The sequence below is a fragment of the Paenibacillus taichungensis genome (assembly GCF_013359905.1).
Taxonomy (GTDB): Bacteria; Bacillota; Bacilli; order Paenibacillales; family Paenibacillaceae; genus Paenibacillus; species Paenibacillus taichungensis.
The window spans coordinates 824,905-842,316 of sequence record NZ_JABMCC010000118.1 but is presented as its reverse complement, the minus strand read 5'-3'; the positions used below and the strand labels follow the sequence as shown (position 1 = coordinate 842,316).

The 17,412-nt window shown below is 46.6% G+C and carries 16 protein-coding genes; 13 read left to right on the top strand and 3 right to left on the bottom strand.

Annotation, left to right across the window (positions count from 1 at the left end; all coding sequences use genetic code 11):
* Positions 1–35: 35 nt before the first annotated feature.
* Positions 36–1,211, top strand: a complete 1,176-nt coding sequence (locus tag HP548_RS26925; protein ID WP_175383330.1) for a serine hydrolase domain-containing protein — start codon at positions 36–38, stop codon at positions 1,209–1,211.
* Between the two features lie 91 nt (positions 1,212–1,302).
* Positions 1,303–1,476 (top strand): hypothetical protein, encoded by a 174-nt coding sequence (locus HP548_RS26920; RefSeq protein ID WP_175383329.1) that lies wholly within the window; start codon positions 1,303–1,305, stop codon positions 1,474–1,476.
* A 170-nt stretch (positions 1,477–1,646) separates the two neighbouring features.
* Here HP548_RS26920 and HP548_RS26915 read toward each other — a convergent pair whose 3' ends face one another.
* Positions 1,647–2,546 (bottom strand): TetR/AcrR family transcriptional regulator, encoded by a 900-nt coding sequence (locus HP548_RS26915; RefSeq protein WP_175383328.1) that lies wholly within the window; start codon positions 2,544–2,546, stop codon positions 1,647–1,649.
* 147 nt (positions 2,547–2,693) lie between these two features.
* Between HP548_RS26915 and HP548_RS26910 the strand changes: the two genes are divergently transcribed.
* The 11 genes from HP548_RS26910 (at position 2,694) to HP548_RS26860 (ending at position 13,142) form a co-directional block, all read left to right on the top strand.
* Positions 2,694–3,422 (top strand): MBL fold metallo-hydrolase, encoded by a 729-nt coding sequence (locus tag HP548_RS26910; RefSeq protein WP_099856942.1) that lies wholly within the window; start codon positions 2,694–2,696, stop codon positions 3,420–3,422.
* A complete protein-coding gene (locus HP548_RS26905; RefSeq protein ID WP_099856944.1) occupies positions 3,422–4,537 on the top strand; it encodes an AbrB family transcriptional regulator in 1,116 nt (371 codons plus the stop codon). The genes HP548_RS26910 and HP548_RS26905 overlap by 1 nt, the downstream gene beginning before the upstream one ends.
* Before the next feature lie 293 nt (positions 4,538–4,830).
* On the top strand, positions 4,831–5,241 hold the full coding sequence (locus tag HP548_RS26900) for a MerR family transcriptional regulator (RefSeq protein WP_175383327.1): 411 nt from the start codon (positions 4,831–4,833) through the stop codon (positions 5,239–5,241).
* A gap of 140 nt (positions 5,242–5,381) precedes the next feature.
* Complete coding sequence (locus HP548_RS26895) at positions 5,382–6,482, top strand: MBL fold metallo-hydrolase (RefSeq protein ID WP_175383326.1); 1,101 nt, start codon at positions 5,382–5,384, stop codon at positions 6,480–6,482.
* A gap of 77 nt (positions 6,483–6,559) precedes the next feature.
* Positions 6,560–7,369 carry an SDR family NAD(P)-dependent oxidoreductase gene (locus tag HP548_RS26890; RefSeq protein WP_064635958.1) on the top strand — a complete coding sequence of 270 codons (810 nt, stop codon included), beginning with the start codon at positions 6,560–6,562 and terminating at the stop codon, positions 7,367–7,369.
* Positions 7,370–7,645: 276 nt separating this feature from the next.
* Entirely contained in the window at positions 7,646–8,464 is an 819-nt protein-coding gene (locus HP548_RS26885; RefSeq protein ID WP_175383325.1) for a purine-nucleoside phosphorylase, read from the top strand.
* Positions 8,465–8,657: 193 nt separating this feature from the next.
* Positions 8,658–8,987 (top strand): GRAM domain-containing protein, encoded by a 330-nt coding sequence (locus HP548_RS26880; RefSeq protein WP_175383324.1) that lies wholly within the window; start codon positions 8,658–8,660, stop codon positions 8,985–8,987.
* Positions 8,988–9,322: 335 nt separating this feature from the next.
* Entirely contained in the window at positions 9,323–9,862 is a 540-nt protein-coding gene (locus HP548_RS26875) for an SMI1/KNR4 family protein (protein WP_175383323.1), read from the top strand.
* Between the two features lie 44 nt (positions 9,863–9,906).
* A complete protein-coding gene (locus tag HP548_RS26870; RefSeq protein ID WP_175383322.1) occupies positions 9,907–10,347 on the top strand; it encodes a GNAT family N-acetyltransferase in 441 nt (146 codons plus the stop codon).
* A gap of 140 nt (positions 10,348–10,487) precedes the next feature.
* Positions 10,488–11,735 carry an MFS transporter gene (locus HP548_RS26865; RefSeq protein WP_246318221.1) on the top strand — a complete coding sequence of 416 codons (1,248 nt, stop codon included), beginning with the start codon at positions 10,488–10,490 and terminating at the stop codon, positions 11,733–11,735.
* Positions 11,736–11,819: 84 nt separating this feature from the next.
* Positions 11,820–13,142, top strand: coding sequence for an LLM class flavin-dependent oxidoreductase (locus HP548_RS26860; RefSeq protein ID WP_175383321.1), 1,323 nt, complete (start codon positions 11,820–11,822; stop codon positions 13,140–13,142).
* Positions 13,143–13,173: 31 nt separating this feature from the next.
* Here HP548_RS26860 and HP548_RS26855 read toward each other — a convergent pair whose 3' ends face one another.
* Together HP548_RS26855 and HP548_RS26850 are read right to left on the bottom strand one after the other, a co-directional pair.
* Complete coding sequence (locus tag HP548_RS26855; RefSeq protein WP_217504822.1) at positions 13,174–13,878, bottom strand: hypothetical protein; 705 nt, start codon at positions 13,876–13,878, stop codon at positions 13,174–13,176.
* A 170-nt stretch (positions 13,879–14,048) separates the two neighbouring features.
* Positions 14,049–17,198, bottom strand: coding sequence for an alpha-mannosidase (locus HP548_RS26850; RefSeq protein ID WP_175383319.1), 3,150 nt, complete (start codon positions 17,196–17,198; stop codon positions 14,049–14,051).
* Positions 17,199–17,412 lie beyond the last annotated feature (214 nt).

Sequence of the window (17,412 nt, the reverse complement as noted above, 5' to 3'; positions counted from 1 at the left end):
AATCAAGCACGTGGCACATGGAGGGGAAGAGTAAGATGGGAGACAGAAATATGAAGTTTAATCCTGCATTTGTAGAAGAAGTGATTCACCGTACGTTGGCAGAAAAAAGAATTGTGGGTTCCGTTGTTCAGATTGCGTGGAAAGGGGAGATGGTCTATAACAGCGCGGATGGCCTCGCTGATCGAGAACAGAACAGACGCATGCAAGAAAATGCACTGTTCAGGTATGCTTCTGTAACCAAACCGATTGTATCCACCGCCGCCATGGTATTGATATCTCAGGGTAAATTAAAGCTGGATGACCCGGTTATGAAATGGCTGCCTGAATTCCGTCCCGAACAGCCAAATGGGGAAGTGGCCTCCATAACGGTTCATCATCTGATGACACATACAGCGGGGTTAACGTATCGTTTTTTCCAGGAGAACGGGGGAACTTACGAACTTGCCGGAGTATCAGATGGGATGGATATCGCTGGCATTACGCTGGAAGAAAATTTGCAGAGGATTGCTTCTGCTCCACTGCTGTATGAGCCCGGGAAGATGTGGAGATATTCGATTGCAACAGATGTACTCGGTGCAGTTATTGAGAAAGTGACCGGGCTGACACTGCGAGAGGCCGTACAACTGCTCGTGACTCATCCGCTGGGCATGAAGGATACAGATTTTGTCGCTGTGGACTCGGAGAGAATGACAGCTGCCTATGCGGACAGTTCCAACAATTCGGGGCAACCTCGTCGCTTGCGCGATGAGGACCATGTACCTTTTATTGAAGGAACGGCAGGCTTCCAACTCGCACCCGAAAGATACCTTGATCCATCGGCCTATCTTTCGGGTGGTGCGGGCATGATAGGAAGTGCAGGAGACTTTCTAGCATTGCTTGAAACGCTGCGTCAAGGTGGAGGTTCGCTTCTTCCTAAAGAGCTGGTCGTCGAAATGACGACTAATCAGATTGGCGATCTGGAGATGCCTTATTGGCCGGGAAGAGGATTTGGGCTGGGATTCACGGTGCTGAAAGATCCGGTTGAGGCGGGTACTCTGGAATCTACTGGAACGTGGCGCATGGGTGGAACCTATGGTCACTCGTGGTTTGTTGATCCAACAGAAGAACTGAGCGTTGTAGCTTTTACCAATACGGCTCTGGAGGGCATGTCCGGCAGATTCACAACTGAACTTTGCGAGGCGGTCTATGAGGGGATTGAGCGAAAGAGATAAGTTGTATTATGGATTTATATGGAAAATTATGATAAGGTAGAGCAGCAGATTACAGTGAAATCTAAATTTGATTCCGAAATGAGATGAGAAGATGGATGGCATCCGCAATTACCTGTTTGTTTTCGCAGGCAATTTTCTAGCTGCCTATATGATCTTTCCTGAAAGAACCATTGGTAAATCCGCGATGTTTGCTGCACTGATGCTGTTGCTGAGCATGGGGATGGATTTCATGAAAAGCAAACGGAAAGCAAATCCCGTTCAATAATTCCGTACCGATCATCGAAAAAGGTAAGCTGTCATCATGGATCGGTTCCGGTGGGGACTTGAAGTGATGCTGTGGTGAATTAATCTCGACAATAGTTAAAGAGGGAGTAAGTATATTTATATGCAGAAAAGCAACTGATTAATTTCAGTTGCTTTTCTTTGTAGTGAATCTTATTCTACTGACGAACGTTTCAGTACGAGACTAAGCTGTCGCACATAAGGTGCTAACTCACTAACTGAATCCAAAAAGTTGATATATACCCGTAGAAGAGTACCATTAGGCTTTCGTTGTCCTAACTCTAACTTTAGCCATTCGATAACCTCAAGCAGTTCATTCTGAATGGGCTCTGGCCGTGGTAGCTCGCGGATTTTATCGGCAAAAAACTTCAGAAGATCATCTAGATTGTCCTGCCGGGTCTGGTCATCTGGTGGATTGATTTCGTTGAAAAAGGCACTTGATGCCTTGAGCACAGGTTGGGCTTTGCTTGCGATCAAATCTCCGATAACAACATCCAGCCGATCCACAATAAATCCAGCCAAATTAGCCATGGGAGCAGCAATCACCGCTTGAAAAGTGTGAGACAGATATTCTTTGACCATGCCGCGGAAGATAGCGACAACATCCCCGAGATATGGGAGAATAGGCTCGCCGTATGTTTCATAGAAGCAATCCTGATGTAAGGTTAGCAGAGAGGCACGTTTTTTTCTCCATTCGATTAGAAAGTTCTCATTACTTGTGATCGGCAGCTCTTTAAACTCACTGGTAAAAAAATAATTTTCAAGCATATATTGCAGCTGAAATTCGATCTTTTGGCGCAGTACTTCTTTTGGTGGAAGCCCCTCCAGTCGAAGTCTCCGATCAAGCTCCCTTGCCTCTTCGAACAGGATTCTGTGTACCTCGACAAATACCCCGGTAAATAGATCTTCCTTAGAGGAAAATACTTTATAGATGCTCGCCTTGGCCATGCTACAAGCTTCTGCGATGTCCTGCATGGAGGCTGAGAAATATCCTTTTTCTCTAAAAATGCGCATTGCTGTATCGACGATTAGTTGTCTTTTGAATTGTTCCATTTTAACCACCCCTTCACATTCTGACATGTCTTCTTATTGTGGTCAATAAAGGAAATTGACGAAAAAACTACAAAGTCATATAATGAACTTGTGAGTTTTTTGATTTATTTCTAGGGAGGTGAGCCAGAGCATTCGCTTTGGCACAATATGAAAATTAACGAACAGATTGAAATGCTAGTGCTTACTCTTAAGATGGGCGAGCATGATTTTGTTATTAACCCGGTGGCAATCCGTGACGAGCAATCTTATGTATTGGTGGATACCGGGATGCCTGGTTCTTACGGCCAAATTACGGAGCTTTTGATCCAAGCGGGAATTGACCCTGCGGCCTCTCATTCCATTATTCTTACCCATCAGGATATCGATCATGTAGGCAGCCTGCCGCAGTTCAAAGGCGAAGGTATAGAGGTGTACGCCCATGCGGATGACCAGCCTTATATCGATGGCCTAAAGCCGATGATTAAATTCAGCGGGGAACGCAAGGAAGGGCTGATTGCTTCACTTCCGCAGGATCTTGCTACTGCATTTGAAGCTACTTTTTCTGGAAAGGAAAAGAATGTGACCACGTTGCTGGCAGACGGAGAGAAACTGCCTTTCGGCGGCGGACTGACTGTAATCCATACACCAGGGCATACGCCAGGACATATCAGCTTGTACCATGAGCCTAGTAAGACACTCATTGCAGGTGATGCATTAAATGTTGAGGATGGTAAGTTGATCGGTCCTAATCCGACAGTTACGCCAGATATGACATTGGCATTGGAATCACTCCGCAAGCTGAAGGCTTATCCAATAGAGACTGTAGTTTGCTACCATGGAGGCATTTTTAAAGGCGATGTTCAACAGGCCCTAGATAAAATAACGGAGAACCTGTAATGGACGGTACCGACGAAGCCCGGGCTGCGTTGTGGAAAAAGAGTAAGTGGGTCCGTTTTGTGATAACCTTTGCCATTGCTGTCCTTGGTGGATTTGTTTTCCAACTGATCCATATGCCAATTCCCTGGCTACTTGGATCCATGGTGTTCCTCGTGATCGGCTCCAGATTGTTTAAAGGAATCACCTTATACTGGCCTGGACAAGTCCGCGATACCGGCATGGTTATCATCGGCTATACCCTAGGGCTTTCGTTCACCTTGTCGACCTTAACGCAGATCGGACTTCAGTTGCCGACGATGATTCTGTTCACATCTCTGCTGTTGTTATGTGCCGGGGCCATTGCGTATTTAATTTCGAAATTATCCGGTATTCCTTTCCCAACGGTGCTCATGGGCAGCATTCCCGGAGGACTCAGCCAGATGATTACGTTGGCCGAAGAAGTGAAGGGTATTGATATCACTGTCGTCACCTTTTTGCAGGTATCCCGCCTGATGATGATTATTTTCTGTGTGCCGCTGCTGATCTTCAGCCCATTGTTTCATGTCAGTGGCAGCCATAGCGCCGTAGTTGCTGCTGCGAGCGGATCTGCTGCGTTATTTCCGCATACTTTGGTCTTTGCCGCAGTATGCGTACTTAGTGCGTTCATCGCCAAGAAGATCAAGATGCCAACGGCCTTTCTGCTTGGACCAATGATTGGTACGATCCTGCTTAATTTGACCGGGTATGAGGGTCATGCGTTGCCACCCGTCGTACTCAGTCTTTCACAACTGATGATCGGGGGCTACATTGGGCTGCTGCTGGATCTGGAGAGTCTAAAGAACAAGGCAAAAATCGTTTTGCTCGCAATATTGAGTGGCGTGCTGCTGATTGGGGTCTCCATGGGACTTAGCTTGCTGCTGACACGAATGCATGACATCACAATCGTCACTGCATTTCTCAGCCTATCGCCAGGCGGTATGGACCAAATGGCCCTCATCGCTAAGGAAGTCAACGGCGACCTGTCGATTGTAACGTGCTATCAGCTCTTCCGAACCTTGTTTATCTTTTTTGCAGTTCCGCCGGTGTTAAAGCTGGCTTTCCGATCATTGCTGAAAGGGAAAAAAGATACTATATAAAATGGATAAAAGAGAGAGGGAGAGTTGAGCAGGATTGAGGCTAAGAGGCGAGAAGGTGTGGGGAGAAAGAGTGAGGCGAGAGGATGAAGGTGTCTTAAGTATGGTTCACGGTGGTTTAAGGGTGTCTCAAAGGTGGCTCAATCACCGCCCAACTACCTCCCGAGTGTAAATAGAGGCATTTATGTACCTTTATTATAAGGAATGAAGGGGCTGGCTTCGATTAAAGGCAATTTTTTGCTTATAATAGAGCTAGCTGTAACATCTTATGAACTGGACTTGGGGGGAGAGTGAATTTGTTTACAATTAAGGAAGTATCTGAAAAATTAAATTGCCCTGCTCATACGATCCGATTTTACGATAAAGAAGGACTTTTACCCGATATTCGTAGGGATATTCACGGCAACCGCCTTTTTGAAAAACGAGATATAGACTGGATTCGCTTAATAACATGTTTTCGTGCCACAGGAATGAGCGTAGCGGATTTGAAAAAAATCGTTGACCTTGCCTTGCAGGGAGATGAAACGATCGGACAGCGCAGAGCCATACTAGAATCACATCAAGCGGAGATCAAGAGGAAGCAACAAGTGCTAAATGAGGCTTTTGAAGCGGTTAGCCAGAAGCTTGAAGTGTATAACGATATAGAAAAGGGAAATCCTGAGGAACGTTTTCTCACGTACATTGGAGAATTAGATACAACCATATAAGTCGAGATTTTGACAAGTCACTCTGTGTAAGAATAGGGTGGCTTTTTCTGTAATCAAAAACTTGCCTTAAAGTGCACTTTAAGATGTATGCTAACATGGTTAAAAAAATTTCATCGGAATGAGAAAGCAGGAGAGACAGGATGAAATATGTAATAATCTTGTTCGTACTCGTATTAGTGATTTTCTTGGTCGTAAATTATTACCCGCCTCTTGGAGGGAAAAGTTCAGCGGATAGTAAGCGGCGTATTCATGAATCCGCTAACTTTATCGATGGGAAGTTTCACAATCAAATACCGACATCGATGGATTATAGTTTAAAAGATACCGCTGGGGCCTTATACGATACGATAAAAGGAAACCCAAATGGCCGACCAAAGGTAACCCTTCCAATGGAAATCTTTGATGCAAAAGCATTCTCAGACAGTACCGAGGATCAAGTCATGTGGTTTGGTCATTCGACCCTATTGATGAAGGTCAGTGGAGTGAAGCTTCTGCTAGATCCAGTATTCAGTAAATACGCCTCTCCCGTTGCTTTCGCGGGGCCAAAGAGATATAGCAATAAGCCGCTAGCACAGATTGAGGATTTGCCTGACATCGATGTCGTCTTGATATCGCATGACCATTATGATCATCTTGACTATGAGTCTATCCGTAAGCTAAAAGGAAAGGTCAAACAATTTATCGTTCCGTTAGGGGTCGCTGGACATTTGACAAAATGGGGTGTAGATCCGAGCCAGATTAAAGAGCTGGACTGGTGGGAAGAAGCATCGTATCAAGGGTTAACCTTCGTTAGCACGCCCGCAAGACATTTCTCTGGCCGCGGTGTCCGTTCTGGTTCCTCGTTATGGAGTTCCTGGGTTATTCAAGGTAAACAATCGAATGTATATTTTAGCGGGGATAGTGGTTATGGTCCTCACTTTAAGGAGATTGGCGATAAATACGGTCCGTTCGATCTTGCCCTCATAGAGACAGGTCAATATGATGTGAAATGGGCCAACATTCATATGGTTCCTGAGGAGTCCGTGCAAGCGTATCAGGATGTAAAGGGTAAAGTAATGATTCCTATTCATTGGGGAGCATTCACCCTGGCATTGCACAGTTGGACAGACCCCATTGAGCGCGCGAAAGCAGCTGCGGATAAGCTAGGTGTAGCTTTAGCTACGCCAAAAATTGGAGAAAAGGTGATTATCGGTTCAAGTGGATTTCCTACTTCAAGCTGGTGGGAGTCCATTGAAAAATAATACTTGCCTTAAAGTGAACTTTAAGGGTTACGATATCTCACGAGCCAAGCTCAATTCGTGATCTGGAGGGAATACACTTGAGTAAAACCATTTTAATTACAGGTACATCAACAGGCTTCGGTAAAGAATTGGTTCTTCAATTTGCGAAGCGTGAATGGAATGTCGTCGCTACCATGCGGGATACATCGAAAGCTGCCGCTGAATTTAGCCAATATAGTAATGTACAAGTGCTGGCCCTGGATATTACTAATCAGGAAATGACCCACGAGGTTGTGGATGCGGTAACGCGCCAATATGGACGAATTGATGTGCTGCTCAATAATGCCGGATATGCTCAAGCAGGTATTTTTGAAGAAGTATCCGTTGACCAAGCACGTCAGCAATATGAAACGAATGTGTTTGGTGTAATGACCACCATTCAAGCCGTTCTTCCACAGATGCGGGAACATCGCTCGGGTCACATTATCAATATCTCATCTATGGGCGGCGTACAAAGCTTGCCAACGCTGTCTATCTACTGTAGCTCTAAAGCAGCGCTTGAAAACCTGAGTGAAGGTCTGGCCGCTGAGGTTAAGGGCTTGGGTGTAAACCTTACCCTTGTAGAGCCAGCAGGATTCAAGACAGGTTTCCAAGGAAATACTCAAGAAATTACAAGCGATATCCCGGACTATCAACCGCTGTATGATTGGTATAATGATCTTGCTGAGACCGCGCCTTATGGCGATGTTGAAAAAGCTATGTCAGCGGTTGCTGATATTGCCGGCACAGACAATCCTCCAAGAAGACTGGCTCTCGGAAGCATGGGGCTTGTGATGGCGCGTACGCAGCTGAATGGCATGCTTGAGGAATATGACAAGTGGGAACACATTACGGCAAGCGCAGATTAAATAGAAAGAAAGAGGAGTGGATAATACATCCGCTCCTCTTTTGCATAATAAAGAATCCATCATCTATTTAATGTTAAGGCGACGAACCTGATTTTGATGAGATTTTGAGACCATATTTCGACGTGTTACAGTCCGGGCTCAAACTTTAACCTGCTTTCGGGAGGAGAGGCAGAGTCCACTTTATCCGGCTCCCATTTACTTGATTACTAAAGTTCATTACACTTGGTTTATAGTACTTACTTAATCCAAACTCAGATGTTCAGGGGGAATATATCTATGCATCAATCTGCACATATTCAGGAAGCCAGAGATTACATATTAAACCGTATTAATAACAAACCTGTCGTGGGCATGATTCTGGGATCAGGGCTGGGAGCGCTCGCGGACGAGATCGAGAATGCAACCGTCATTCCATATACGGACATTCCTTATTTTGCTCAATCCGAGGCGATTGGTCATGCTAACGAATTGGTCATCGGAGAATTGATGGGCAAGACTGTCGTAGCTATGAAAGGACGCCTTCATTATTATGAAGGTTTTACGCTGGATGAAGTAACGTTCCCAGTCCGGATTATGAAAGCACTGGGTGTCGAGCAGTTGATCATCACCAATGCTTGTGGAGCGATCAATACCAGCTTCGAACCTGTACAGCTTATGTTGATTACGGATCATATCAATCTGGTAGGTAATAATCCGCTGATGGGTCCGAATAATGCCGAACTGGGTGTGCGTTTCCCGGACGTATCACAGGTATATAATCGCGAACTCCGCAGTATCGCCCTGAAGGTAGCGGAGGAGCAGAATGTTGGTTTGCAGCAAGGGGTATATGCATGGTGGAGTGGTCCTGCGTATGAGACTCCAGCAGAGATTCGCATGATTCGTACGATGGGCGCGGATGCTGTGGGTATGTCGACGGTACCTGAAGCGATTGTAGCCATTCATGGTGGCATGAAAGTACTGGGTATTTCCTGTCTGACCAATATGGCTTGCGGCATTCTGGATCAGCCGTTAAGTCATGATGAAGTGATTGAAGTCGCCGCAAAAGTGAAAACAACCTTCATCGGGCTGGTTAAAGGTATTTTGAAAGAGATGTAATCCGGAATCGAGAGGAAGCTTTCCTTGTTTCCTTTCAAAGCAAAAATATATTAAGCATTGTCCAAGACGGAGTGATTCCGTAGGGCAGTGCTTTTTTTTACAAATGAACATGTGCAAAATATTCCTATATCGGTCAAAACGACCTATAATAATAGAGATTTAAGCTATAGGCTGAAAAAGGAGACTGATAGAAATGGAAGAATTGGGCCCTACTGAGTACGTCATTTTTGAAAGGATTCAAGCAAACTGGTTAAGAGGTTTTGAAGGAGTAGGAGGAAAGCTTTTCCTTACTAATGAACGATTAGTTTTTATTCCTCATGGTCTGAATTTTCAGACGGAATGGGTTCAAATCGAGATCTGGGCTATGACTAAGATTGAGAAAAGTGCGACATGGGGACTAATCCCTAACGGAATTACCATTACATTAGACAGTGGACATGTCTTCAAGTTTGTTGTCTGGAATCGTTCTAAGATCATCAAGGAGATTGTACAAGCCAAGAGAATGAATAACGAAATAATGTGAGTTTTAGATTAAGTACATAAACCAAAATGTGGGATACTAAGGTGAACGGATTCTGCTCTAGCCAGATGAATTTATCAAATCCTCATAGATTAATGATGCATTGAAATCTATATAGACAATATTAATAACATGATATGCACTAAAAAGGCTATACAATGGGCACTGTCTATACGGAATTAATCCGTTGGGCGATGCTTTTTGATTTGGCATTAATGATGGGATTAACACGATTGTCATGCACTCCCTTGTATTTCCTATCTCCGATATCGTACAGTTAGATTTTCTATATCATTAGACTAGACAATCTATAAAGCGCACAAGAAGGAGAATGGAGAATGATAGAGCAAGCAGAGCTGCTATGGCGGCGTATTATTGCAAAAGGTACGGGAGCAAATGCAGATTTTGAGGTAGCGCTCAATCTCCAGCCGGGTGCGAGAGACGAAGAACTTCAATCTGTGGAAAATCAACTTGGGGTGACATTGCCTGAAGAGATGAAGGCTCTGTATCGTATACATAACGGACAAGCCTGGAATGTTGGCGTAGATTCCTTTGTGCGTAACCTGACATTGTCGCCTTTGGATCAGGTGAAGGAGAACTGGACCTTTTTGCAGGAAGAATTCGACCCGGACGAGATGGAGCCTGAGATTGAGGATGATGCTATTAAGCCAGTACTGTGGAACTGCAAATGGATTCCGATCGCAGAAAATGGTGGTGGGGATTATCTATGTCTGGACACAGACCCATCAGGTTCTGGAACGGTAGGACAGGTGTTGTATTTTTGGCATGATTGGGGACATCGATCAATTGAAGCTGCGGGGTTATTTGAATTCATTCAGAAGTGTCTGGAAGAAAAGGATGAGGAAGATGCAACGTAGGCAGCATGAATTCGAATAACTTATGCGTAAAAGGAGTCTTTTTAATGATCCAAATCACCATGCGTCAATCCAAGCAGGCAGATCAGGAGCACCTTGCTGAGTTGCGAGCCCTCGTTCTATATGATGATTTAAACAGGTTGAAAAGGTACGATGAGGTGAAGGTCCGTGAACGTTTCCGTAATACATTTGACCCTGTCCACACGTGGATTATTGAGGTCGAGGGTGAACTGGTGGGGTGTGTAGCGCTGAAACCCAAATCGGAGGAAATGCTACTGGAACATTTCTATATCCATCCCGAATTTCAGGGTCAGCAAATAGGAACTCAAGTGCTGAACATGCTGCTGAAACGGGATGAGGTCCGGGGCAAACGTGTTACTTTAAATGTATTGCAGGGCAGTCCGGCTCGGCGTTTGTATGAACGCTTTGGGTTTGTTTTGGACAGTGAAGATGAGGTAGATGTATTCATGTCCGTTCAAGTGCAGTAATCGTTACGTCAAAATAGAAGCATCTAACAGATCCATTCATTTAATTCTTGAATGGGTCTATTGAACTTTTCTATTATACTTTCCAGTGACGGTATCCTAATATGGATAATAACCTACTTTTTATATAGGAATTATATAGTATGGAGAATGCCGTGATGCCGCATTGGAAGCGAAATCTGTATATTCTGTGGTTTGGCCTATTTTTCAATCATATGGCTTACACCTTGTCTGTGCCGTTCTTTCCGCTGTTCCTGCAAAATGATCTCGGTATTCAGAGCGGATTGGAAGTCTGGTCCGGTATTTCGATCTCGATCAGCTTTCTGATCAGCGGACTATGTGCTCCTTTCTGGGGCTCGCTGGCTGACAGATACGGAAGCAAACTGATGCTGATTCGTTCGGGCGTTGGTCTCGCCATTGCTCACCTGGCTAACTATTTCGTTTATGACCCTTACACGTTTATCGCTGTGCGGATATTTCAAGGACTCATGGCCGGCTTCAATCCTGCATCTATTACATTGGTCGGCACCAATACACCGGAGAAGCATGTAGGTTATGCGCTTGGTGTCATCTCCACATCCACGGCTGCCGGAGGAATTCTGGGACCGCTTGTGGGTGGAGTACTAAGCCATTGGATCGGGCTGCGCGGATGCTTTATCGCATCGGGGATCATTACGCTGCTCTCGGCTGTGATGGTGATATGGGTAAAAGAAGCCCGCGGTCCCCGCACTGTGGTTCGCACAAGTATTCTGGGTGATCTGAAAAAAGCAGCCTCCACTCCGGGATTAATGCGGATCTATGGTTTAATTTTGCTCGTTTCAACTTCTGTGCTCATTATTGAACCTGTGCTGACGCTTTATGTGGTCCAGATTGGTGGGGACGTCAGTAGTGCAACACTCAGTGCAGGAATCGTCTTCTCGGCTATCGGTGTGGCAACGGTAATTATGGGGCCGCGCTGGGGAAGAATTGGCGGGAAGATCGGATATGAGAAAACCCTGTTTATCGGCCTGCTGGGCGGCGGCATTGGCAGTTTACTGCAACTGACGGCGAATAACCTCATTTATTTTGGAAGTCTGCGATTTGTCTATGGTCTGTTCTTCGCTGCCGTGTATCCGGCCTTGAATGCGTTAATCATCAAATATGCTGACCGTGATTTCCGAGGAAGGGCTGTCAGTCTGAGTCAGACTGCGAATCAATTTGGTATTGTACTCGGCCCGTTACTTGGCGGTTTTCTGGGCGGATGGACGGGGATTCCTTTTGTTTTTCTCCTAACAGGCATTGTCCTTCTGGGAGCAGCTTGGACAGTCCGGGTAAGCGAAAGGAACCAGGCGAATAAACCGGGATTGGGTATGGCAGCAGCAGAAGCAGGCGCAAACAGCATAAAGAAATGATGAAATGAAGAAACGACTCTCAGAGAAAAAAAGGTACTCGGACTGAATTAAATGGTCATGACAACAATATAGGGAGGAATTAATATGTCACAACGACGATTGAGATTGGGAGCAAACTTGAATGGAGTGGGAAATAGCATCTCTTTTTGGCGACACCCGGATATTCCGATCAATGCCAGCGTAAATCTGGATTTCTACAAGAAGCAGGCGATTAAGGCAGAGGAAGGGAAGTTCGATCTGCTCTTTATTGCGGACGGCCTCTTTATTAACGAGAAATCCAACCCGCATTTCCTGAATCGTTTTGAACCGTTAACCCTGCTCTCTATTCTTGCGGGAGCAACTTCACACATCGGGCTGGTCGCGACGTTGTCCACCTCATATAGTGAACCGTTCACAGTGGCAAGACAATTTGCCTCCCTGGACCATATCAGTGGAGGAAGAGCCGGATGGAACGTTGTCACTTCACCACTTGAAGGCTCGGCTCAGAATTTTGGCAAAGGTGAACATCCAAACCACGCACTGCGCTACGAAATTGCAGAAGAACATCTGAATGTGGTCAAAGGCCTGTGGGATTCCTGGGAGGATGACGCGTTTATCGGGGATAAAGAGAACGGTGTTTTCTTCGACCCATCCAAACTGCATACGCTGAACCACAAGGGAGATCACTTTTCTGTCCAAGGTCCACTCAATGTGGCGCGCTCGAAGCAAGGACATCCGGTCGTTTTCCAGGCAGGTTCTTCCGAATCCGGCAAGGATCTGGCGGCCCGATCGGCCGATGCTATATACACGGGGCACGAGACGTTGGAGGAAGCTCAGGAGTTCTATTCGGATGTGAAGGCAAGAGCGGTGGCTTATGGTCGTAAGGCAGAAGATATCCTGATCTTCCCTGGCATCGGTCCCATTGTGGGCAGAACGGAGGAAGAAGCGGAGCGCAAGTATCAGGAAATCGCGGAGTTGGTCGATATTGACCATGCACTGAATTATTTGGGACGTTACTTCGATCATTATGACTTTGCCCAATTCCCATTGGATGAGCCTTTCCCGGAGATTGGTGATTTGGGCAGTAACAGCTTCCGCAGTACAACGGACAAGATCAAGCAGCAGGCACGAGAACAGGGGCTGACCCTCCGCCAAGTGGCATTGCTTGCATCGACACCTCGCACATCTTTCATCGGTACACCGGATCAGATCGCTGATCAGATTCAGGAGTGGTTCGAAGGGGGAGCTGCGGACGGTTTCAACATTCGTACAGTTGTGCCGAACGGACTCGCTGACTTCGTGGACCTGGTCGTACCTGTCTTACAAGAGCGCGGCCTGTTCCGTACCGAGTATGAGCATGAGACACTGCGCGGTAATCTAGGGCTTGAGATTCCACGCAATCGATATACATTAGAGACGGTAAAATAAACCAATTATGGTACATCGAATTGCTTTCAGTTCAGAATGCATTAATAGCGATCCAGAAAGCCCCTATCATAACGACAATCCCGCATACTTTGCTCAAAAAGTAATCAAAGTCGCTAGGTTCTGCATCGTTCGCCCAGAACGAACGAAGCGAGAGGTAGAAAAGGAAGTCTTGAAATTTTTGATAACGGAAGCTGCACCATCCGAATATCACTGCGGCTAATGCGAGAAACAGATAACCTGGAGCACCACGAGTGTAATGATAATCTGGGTAGGCGGCTGTTACAAGCGTTGCAGGAGAGAATTGTTCTTCCCCATCCTGAAGTACTCTTTGACTGCCAACGTACAAGAAGACCTCGGAAACGCTATTGCCTTTTGCATCAAAACTTATTAACTGTCCGGAATGATCTTGGACTTCATACTTGTTCCCGTTAGGATATATCAACTTATACGTTGTACTGAACGCAGAATCAATTTTCGTGATGAGATATTGCTGATGATTGATGTAAACAGTCCGTTCCTGATGATCAAGGCGTACTTGAATAGGATCTGCCGTTCTGCTGCGATAAGTCGTTAGATTACCTTGTTCACTATCGAATGTGTACTTGTTGTTCTCAACATGGAAAATCGGCTCTGTGAAATAAGGTCTGGACAGGATTGCGATGATTACGGACAGGACCAGGACGCATGAAAAGAAAATGAAGGTGGGGGACTTCATTTTTTTGATTGACTCTCCCATATAAACGCCATCCTTTCCATTTTGTTCTATAATACGTCATTGAGAAGCATTGGTTGCGGACCGTTACTGTCTGAATAAGGATCGAATAACTACAACACGAAGAAACCAGCAAGTCGCCCATCATCTGGGGATTTGCTGGTTTCTTTGGTTAAGCTGCTGCAGTTATAGGATTATACTCTCAGATCAATCTCAAACGTCTTGATTTCATAAGGTTCAAGAGCAAAAGTTATCGGTGTATCATACAGGAGTTCGCCCTCTGGTACTTCCATAAGATTGCATTCTCTCCACGCGTGAATCCGTAGATCGCTTGTCAGTTCAAGCGTATTCATGCTGCCGGAATAATCATGAACGCGTACGATGACACGATTGGAATCCTCCGCCTTCTTAACTGCCGAGATCATGGCTGTGCTGCCGGACAAGGTGAGCATGGATCGACTTGGCTGCTCTGATACCCCTTGTGTATATCGAGCTGGAGCATTCAGAAGCCAGGCCTGCTGCACGGTTCCGCCAACGAGCCAATCTCCCTGATGCGGAAGAAGAGCATAGGTGAAGCTGTGCAGTCCCTGATCGGCATGTGGATCAGGGTGCGTAGCGCTCTTGATCAGGGTCAGCCGCATGACGTTGTCTTTAATGTCATAACCGTACTTGGAATCATTCAGCAAACTGACGCCATAACCTCTATCGGACAGATCAGCCCATTGATGGCCAACGGATTCGAAACGCGCCCAGTCCCAACTTGTGTTCCAGTGCGTCGGCCGTTTAACGTTACCGAACTGAATATCGTAGGTGGCTTCCGTAGAGCGGATGCCGACTGGGAAGGCAACTTTCAGCAGTTGCTGCTGTTCATGCCAATCCACCTCAGTGGTGTAATCGATTCGTCGCTGCCCGGTATATACAGTCATGTTCTGCGTAATCGTGGAGCCAAGGTATTCCCAAGCAAAGCGAATCACGGTCTGAAGTGGTCCCGTCTCTACGACTTCAATGCTGGTGCATTTCGTAATCTCTCGCATATCCTCCTGATAGAAGATATCAATATCCCAGGCCTCGTGGGCAAGTGGTTTGTCCTCGAACACCTGAAGCACATTGCCTCTAGCGCCTTTGGCAAGGACCTCACGATGTGACTCTTTATCGTAAAGGCGGGTCAACTGCCCATTCTCATTCCACTCGAGCAGATAGAACGGTGTCTCAATTCCATTGGCTGTGTGGATGAATGACGATTGCTCAGGGATATCGTTTACCGTACCGCTCTGGAAGTGAATGGTGGTATACCCCAGCGAAGGAATATTATTCACCTCGACGGACCAACGTGCATCCTGGTATTGAGCGTTCAGGAGCTCTCCGGAATCGCTCAGCCAAGTTCCCGTTTCCAATTCGCCTGATGCCGCAGGAATGCTCACGATTTCTGTAACGACCCATGGGGAAGAGTTCCAAATGGTGTACGTATGCGGAGATTCTCCGCTGCAAGCGATAGCCATCCGAGCCTGCGTGTCCACGTGACTGCCAATCTGCTCAGCTTCTGCATATTCAATTCGGCTATCCTCATACACCTCTGTGATGGAGGAACCGGGAATGATGTCATGGAACTGGTTGCGCAAAATGATTTTCCAACCCGCAGTCAGAGACTTCGCTTGATACAGATTCCAGTCATTATGCACAATACTTTGCAATGCATTCAGCCATTCCGCTTCGCGGTAAGCCAGCTCAAGCTTGCGGTTCATCCGTTTGTTGTACGCCTGACTGGTATACGTTCCGCGATGATACTCCAGATACAGTTCGCCATCCCAAGTATGGATGTACGAATCGGTTTTCTCGACCGTCTCCTGCAACTTTTCAAAATAATCATCTGCGCGTCCTGTCTTGACCTTGGGCAATCCGGGCAGTTGATCCAGCCGACGTCTCATCTCCAGCATTTCCCGGTTAACTCCGCCTCCACCGTCTCCGTATCCGTACGACAGTAGCAGATCCTGGTTCATCTCCTTATCACGGTAGGCATCCCAGATGCCCTTGACCGTCTTCGGAATGATTTTCCCGTTATAGGTATAGAACCATGAACCCGGCTCGGACCAAGGCTCGGGTGTAGTAATGAAGTGGGTCAGCACCTCTGAGCCGTCAATTCCGCGCCAGTGGAATGTATCGAATGGCATGCGGTTGTATTGGTTCCAGCTGATTTTGGTTGTCATGAACGTATGGATGCCGGATTTTTTCAGAATTTGCGGCAGAGACCAGCTGTAGCCGAAAACATCGGGCAACCATAGATATCGGCAATCCGTCCCGAATTCTTCTTTGAGAAAACGAGTGCCAATCAGCAATTGTCGGACCAGGGATTCACCCGAGGTCAGGTTGCAGTCAGCCTCCAGCCACATGCCGCCGCCCGCTTCCCAGCGACCTTCAGCGACACGTTCCTTGATGGATTCGTACAGTTCCGGGTAGTCCTCTTTCACATATTCGTACAATTGCGGCTGTGTCTGAAGGAAAACATACTCCGGGAACATCTCCATCAGGCGCATGACCGTAGAGAAGGAGCGGGCGCATTTCTCGCGCGTGTGCTTCAACCGCCACAGCCAGGCAACGTCAATATGAGTATGGCCGATACAAGTAACGGTCACATCAGAGGCCTTGTCCATCGCATTCAATCGGGAGCTTAGGTCATCCCTTGCGTCATGCACAGAAGTATAGAAGACATCGGACTTAGGCTGCGACCAATCGATCAGGCGGAAAGACTGCTGGAGTGCATGAAGCAGCTTTGTGCGTTCCGGTGCATGGGCATCCAGAATGTTGACCGTTTCCAGAATTGCTGACCCTGTAAATACAAGATCATCAACAGCTTCATCCAGCCAGCACAGTTCTGCTTGTCTGAACGTATGCGTCTGGTTGCGGGGCTGACCGCCACCTTCCAGACCGGACCATAAGCGGAAGACCAACTCGTTGGTGCTGCCTGCGGCAGAGGCTGGAAAGAACACTTCCTTGTGGTTGGAATCCACGCCTTGAAATGGCTTGCCATCCCAGTAGAACAGTGATTCAAAGCCGGAATTGTTACCACCCCCGGTATCGCCAAAATCAAACAGTCCGACAATCCGTTTATCTTCCCAGGAGGCAGGGAACTCGACTTTTGTACGCAGCCACAAATAGAGATCTCGACCGGACCAACTTTCTCCTGTATGCATAGGCTTCCAATGGCTATCGTCTCCAGGCAGGACCGGGTTGATCTCTTCCCTGCGGTCTTCGCAGGCGAGAAAATGATTTAAAGGCAGACGATCCCGGTAACGGAGCTCGGATAATTCATGAATACGTGCTTGTAGTTTGTTTTCAGTAAGAAACATCATAAAAACCCCCAGTTCATTTTATCGGGGAGTGATTCATATATAGAGAGCATCCAAAGCGAGTATGTATTACATAACTTTTATAGGGGAATGCGCCCATTATAGCGCTTCCATTCAATTTTGACAAATCGTAATATGGATTACTGGTTCTATGCGCTGGTGATTGTCGAATTTAACCAAACGGTGATACACTGAGTTGGAAATGGGTCTGGAG

Coding starts and splice junctions, on each gene's coding strand:
- HP548_RS26915 (WP_175383328.1), bottom strand. CDS start 2,546: ATGGAACAATTCAAAAGACAACTAATCGTCGATACAGCAATGCGCATT.
- HP548_RS26920 (WP_175383329.1), top strand. CDS start 1,303: ATGGATGGCATCCGCAATTACCTGTTTGTTTTCGCAGGCAATTTTCTA.
- HP548_RS26885 (WP_175383325.1), top strand. CDS start 7,646: ATGCATCAATCTGCACATATTCAGGAAGCCAGAGATTACATATTAAAC.
- HP548_RS26875 (WP_175383323.1), top strand. CDS start 9,323: ATGATAGAGCAAGCAGAGCTGCTATGGCGGCGTATTATTGCAAAAGGT.
- HP548_RS26870 (WP_175383322.1), top strand. CDS start 9,907: ATGATCCAAATCACCATGCGTCAATCCAAGCAGGCAGATCAGGAGCAC.
- HP548_RS26910 (WP_099856942.1), top strand. CDS start 2,694: ATGAAAATTAACGAACAGATTGAAATGCTAGTGCTTACTCTTAAGATG.
- HP548_RS26895 (WP_175383326.1), top strand. CDS start 5,382: ATGAAATATGTAATAATCTTGTTCGTACTCGTATTAGTGATTTTCTTG.
- HP548_RS26855 (WP_217504822.1), bottom strand. CDS start 13,878: ATGGGAGAGTCAATCAAAAAAATGAAGTCCCCCACCTTCATTTTCTTT.
- HP548_RS26925 (WP_175383330.1), top strand. CDS start 36: ATGGGAGACAGAAATATGAAGTTTAATCCTGCATTTGTAGAAGAAGTG.
- HP548_RS26860 (WP_175383321.1), top strand. CDS start 11,820: ATGTCACAACGACGATTGAGATTGGGAGCAAACTTGAATGGAGTGGGA.
- HP548_RS26880 (WP_175383324.1), top strand. CDS start 8,658: ATGGAAGAATTGGGCCCTACTGAGTACGTCATTTTTGAAAGGATTCAA.
- HP548_RS26905 (WP_099856944.1), top strand. CDS start 3,422: ATGGACGGTACCGACGAAGCCCGGGCTGCGTTGTGGAAAAAGAGTAAG.
- HP548_RS26865 (WP_246318221.1), top strand. CDS start 10,488: ATGGAGAATGCCGTGATGCCGCATTGGAAGCGAAATCTGTATATTCTG.
- HP548_RS26850 (WP_175383319.1), bottom strand. CDS start 17,198: ATGTTTCTTACTGAAAACAAACTACAAGCACGTATTCATGAATTATCC.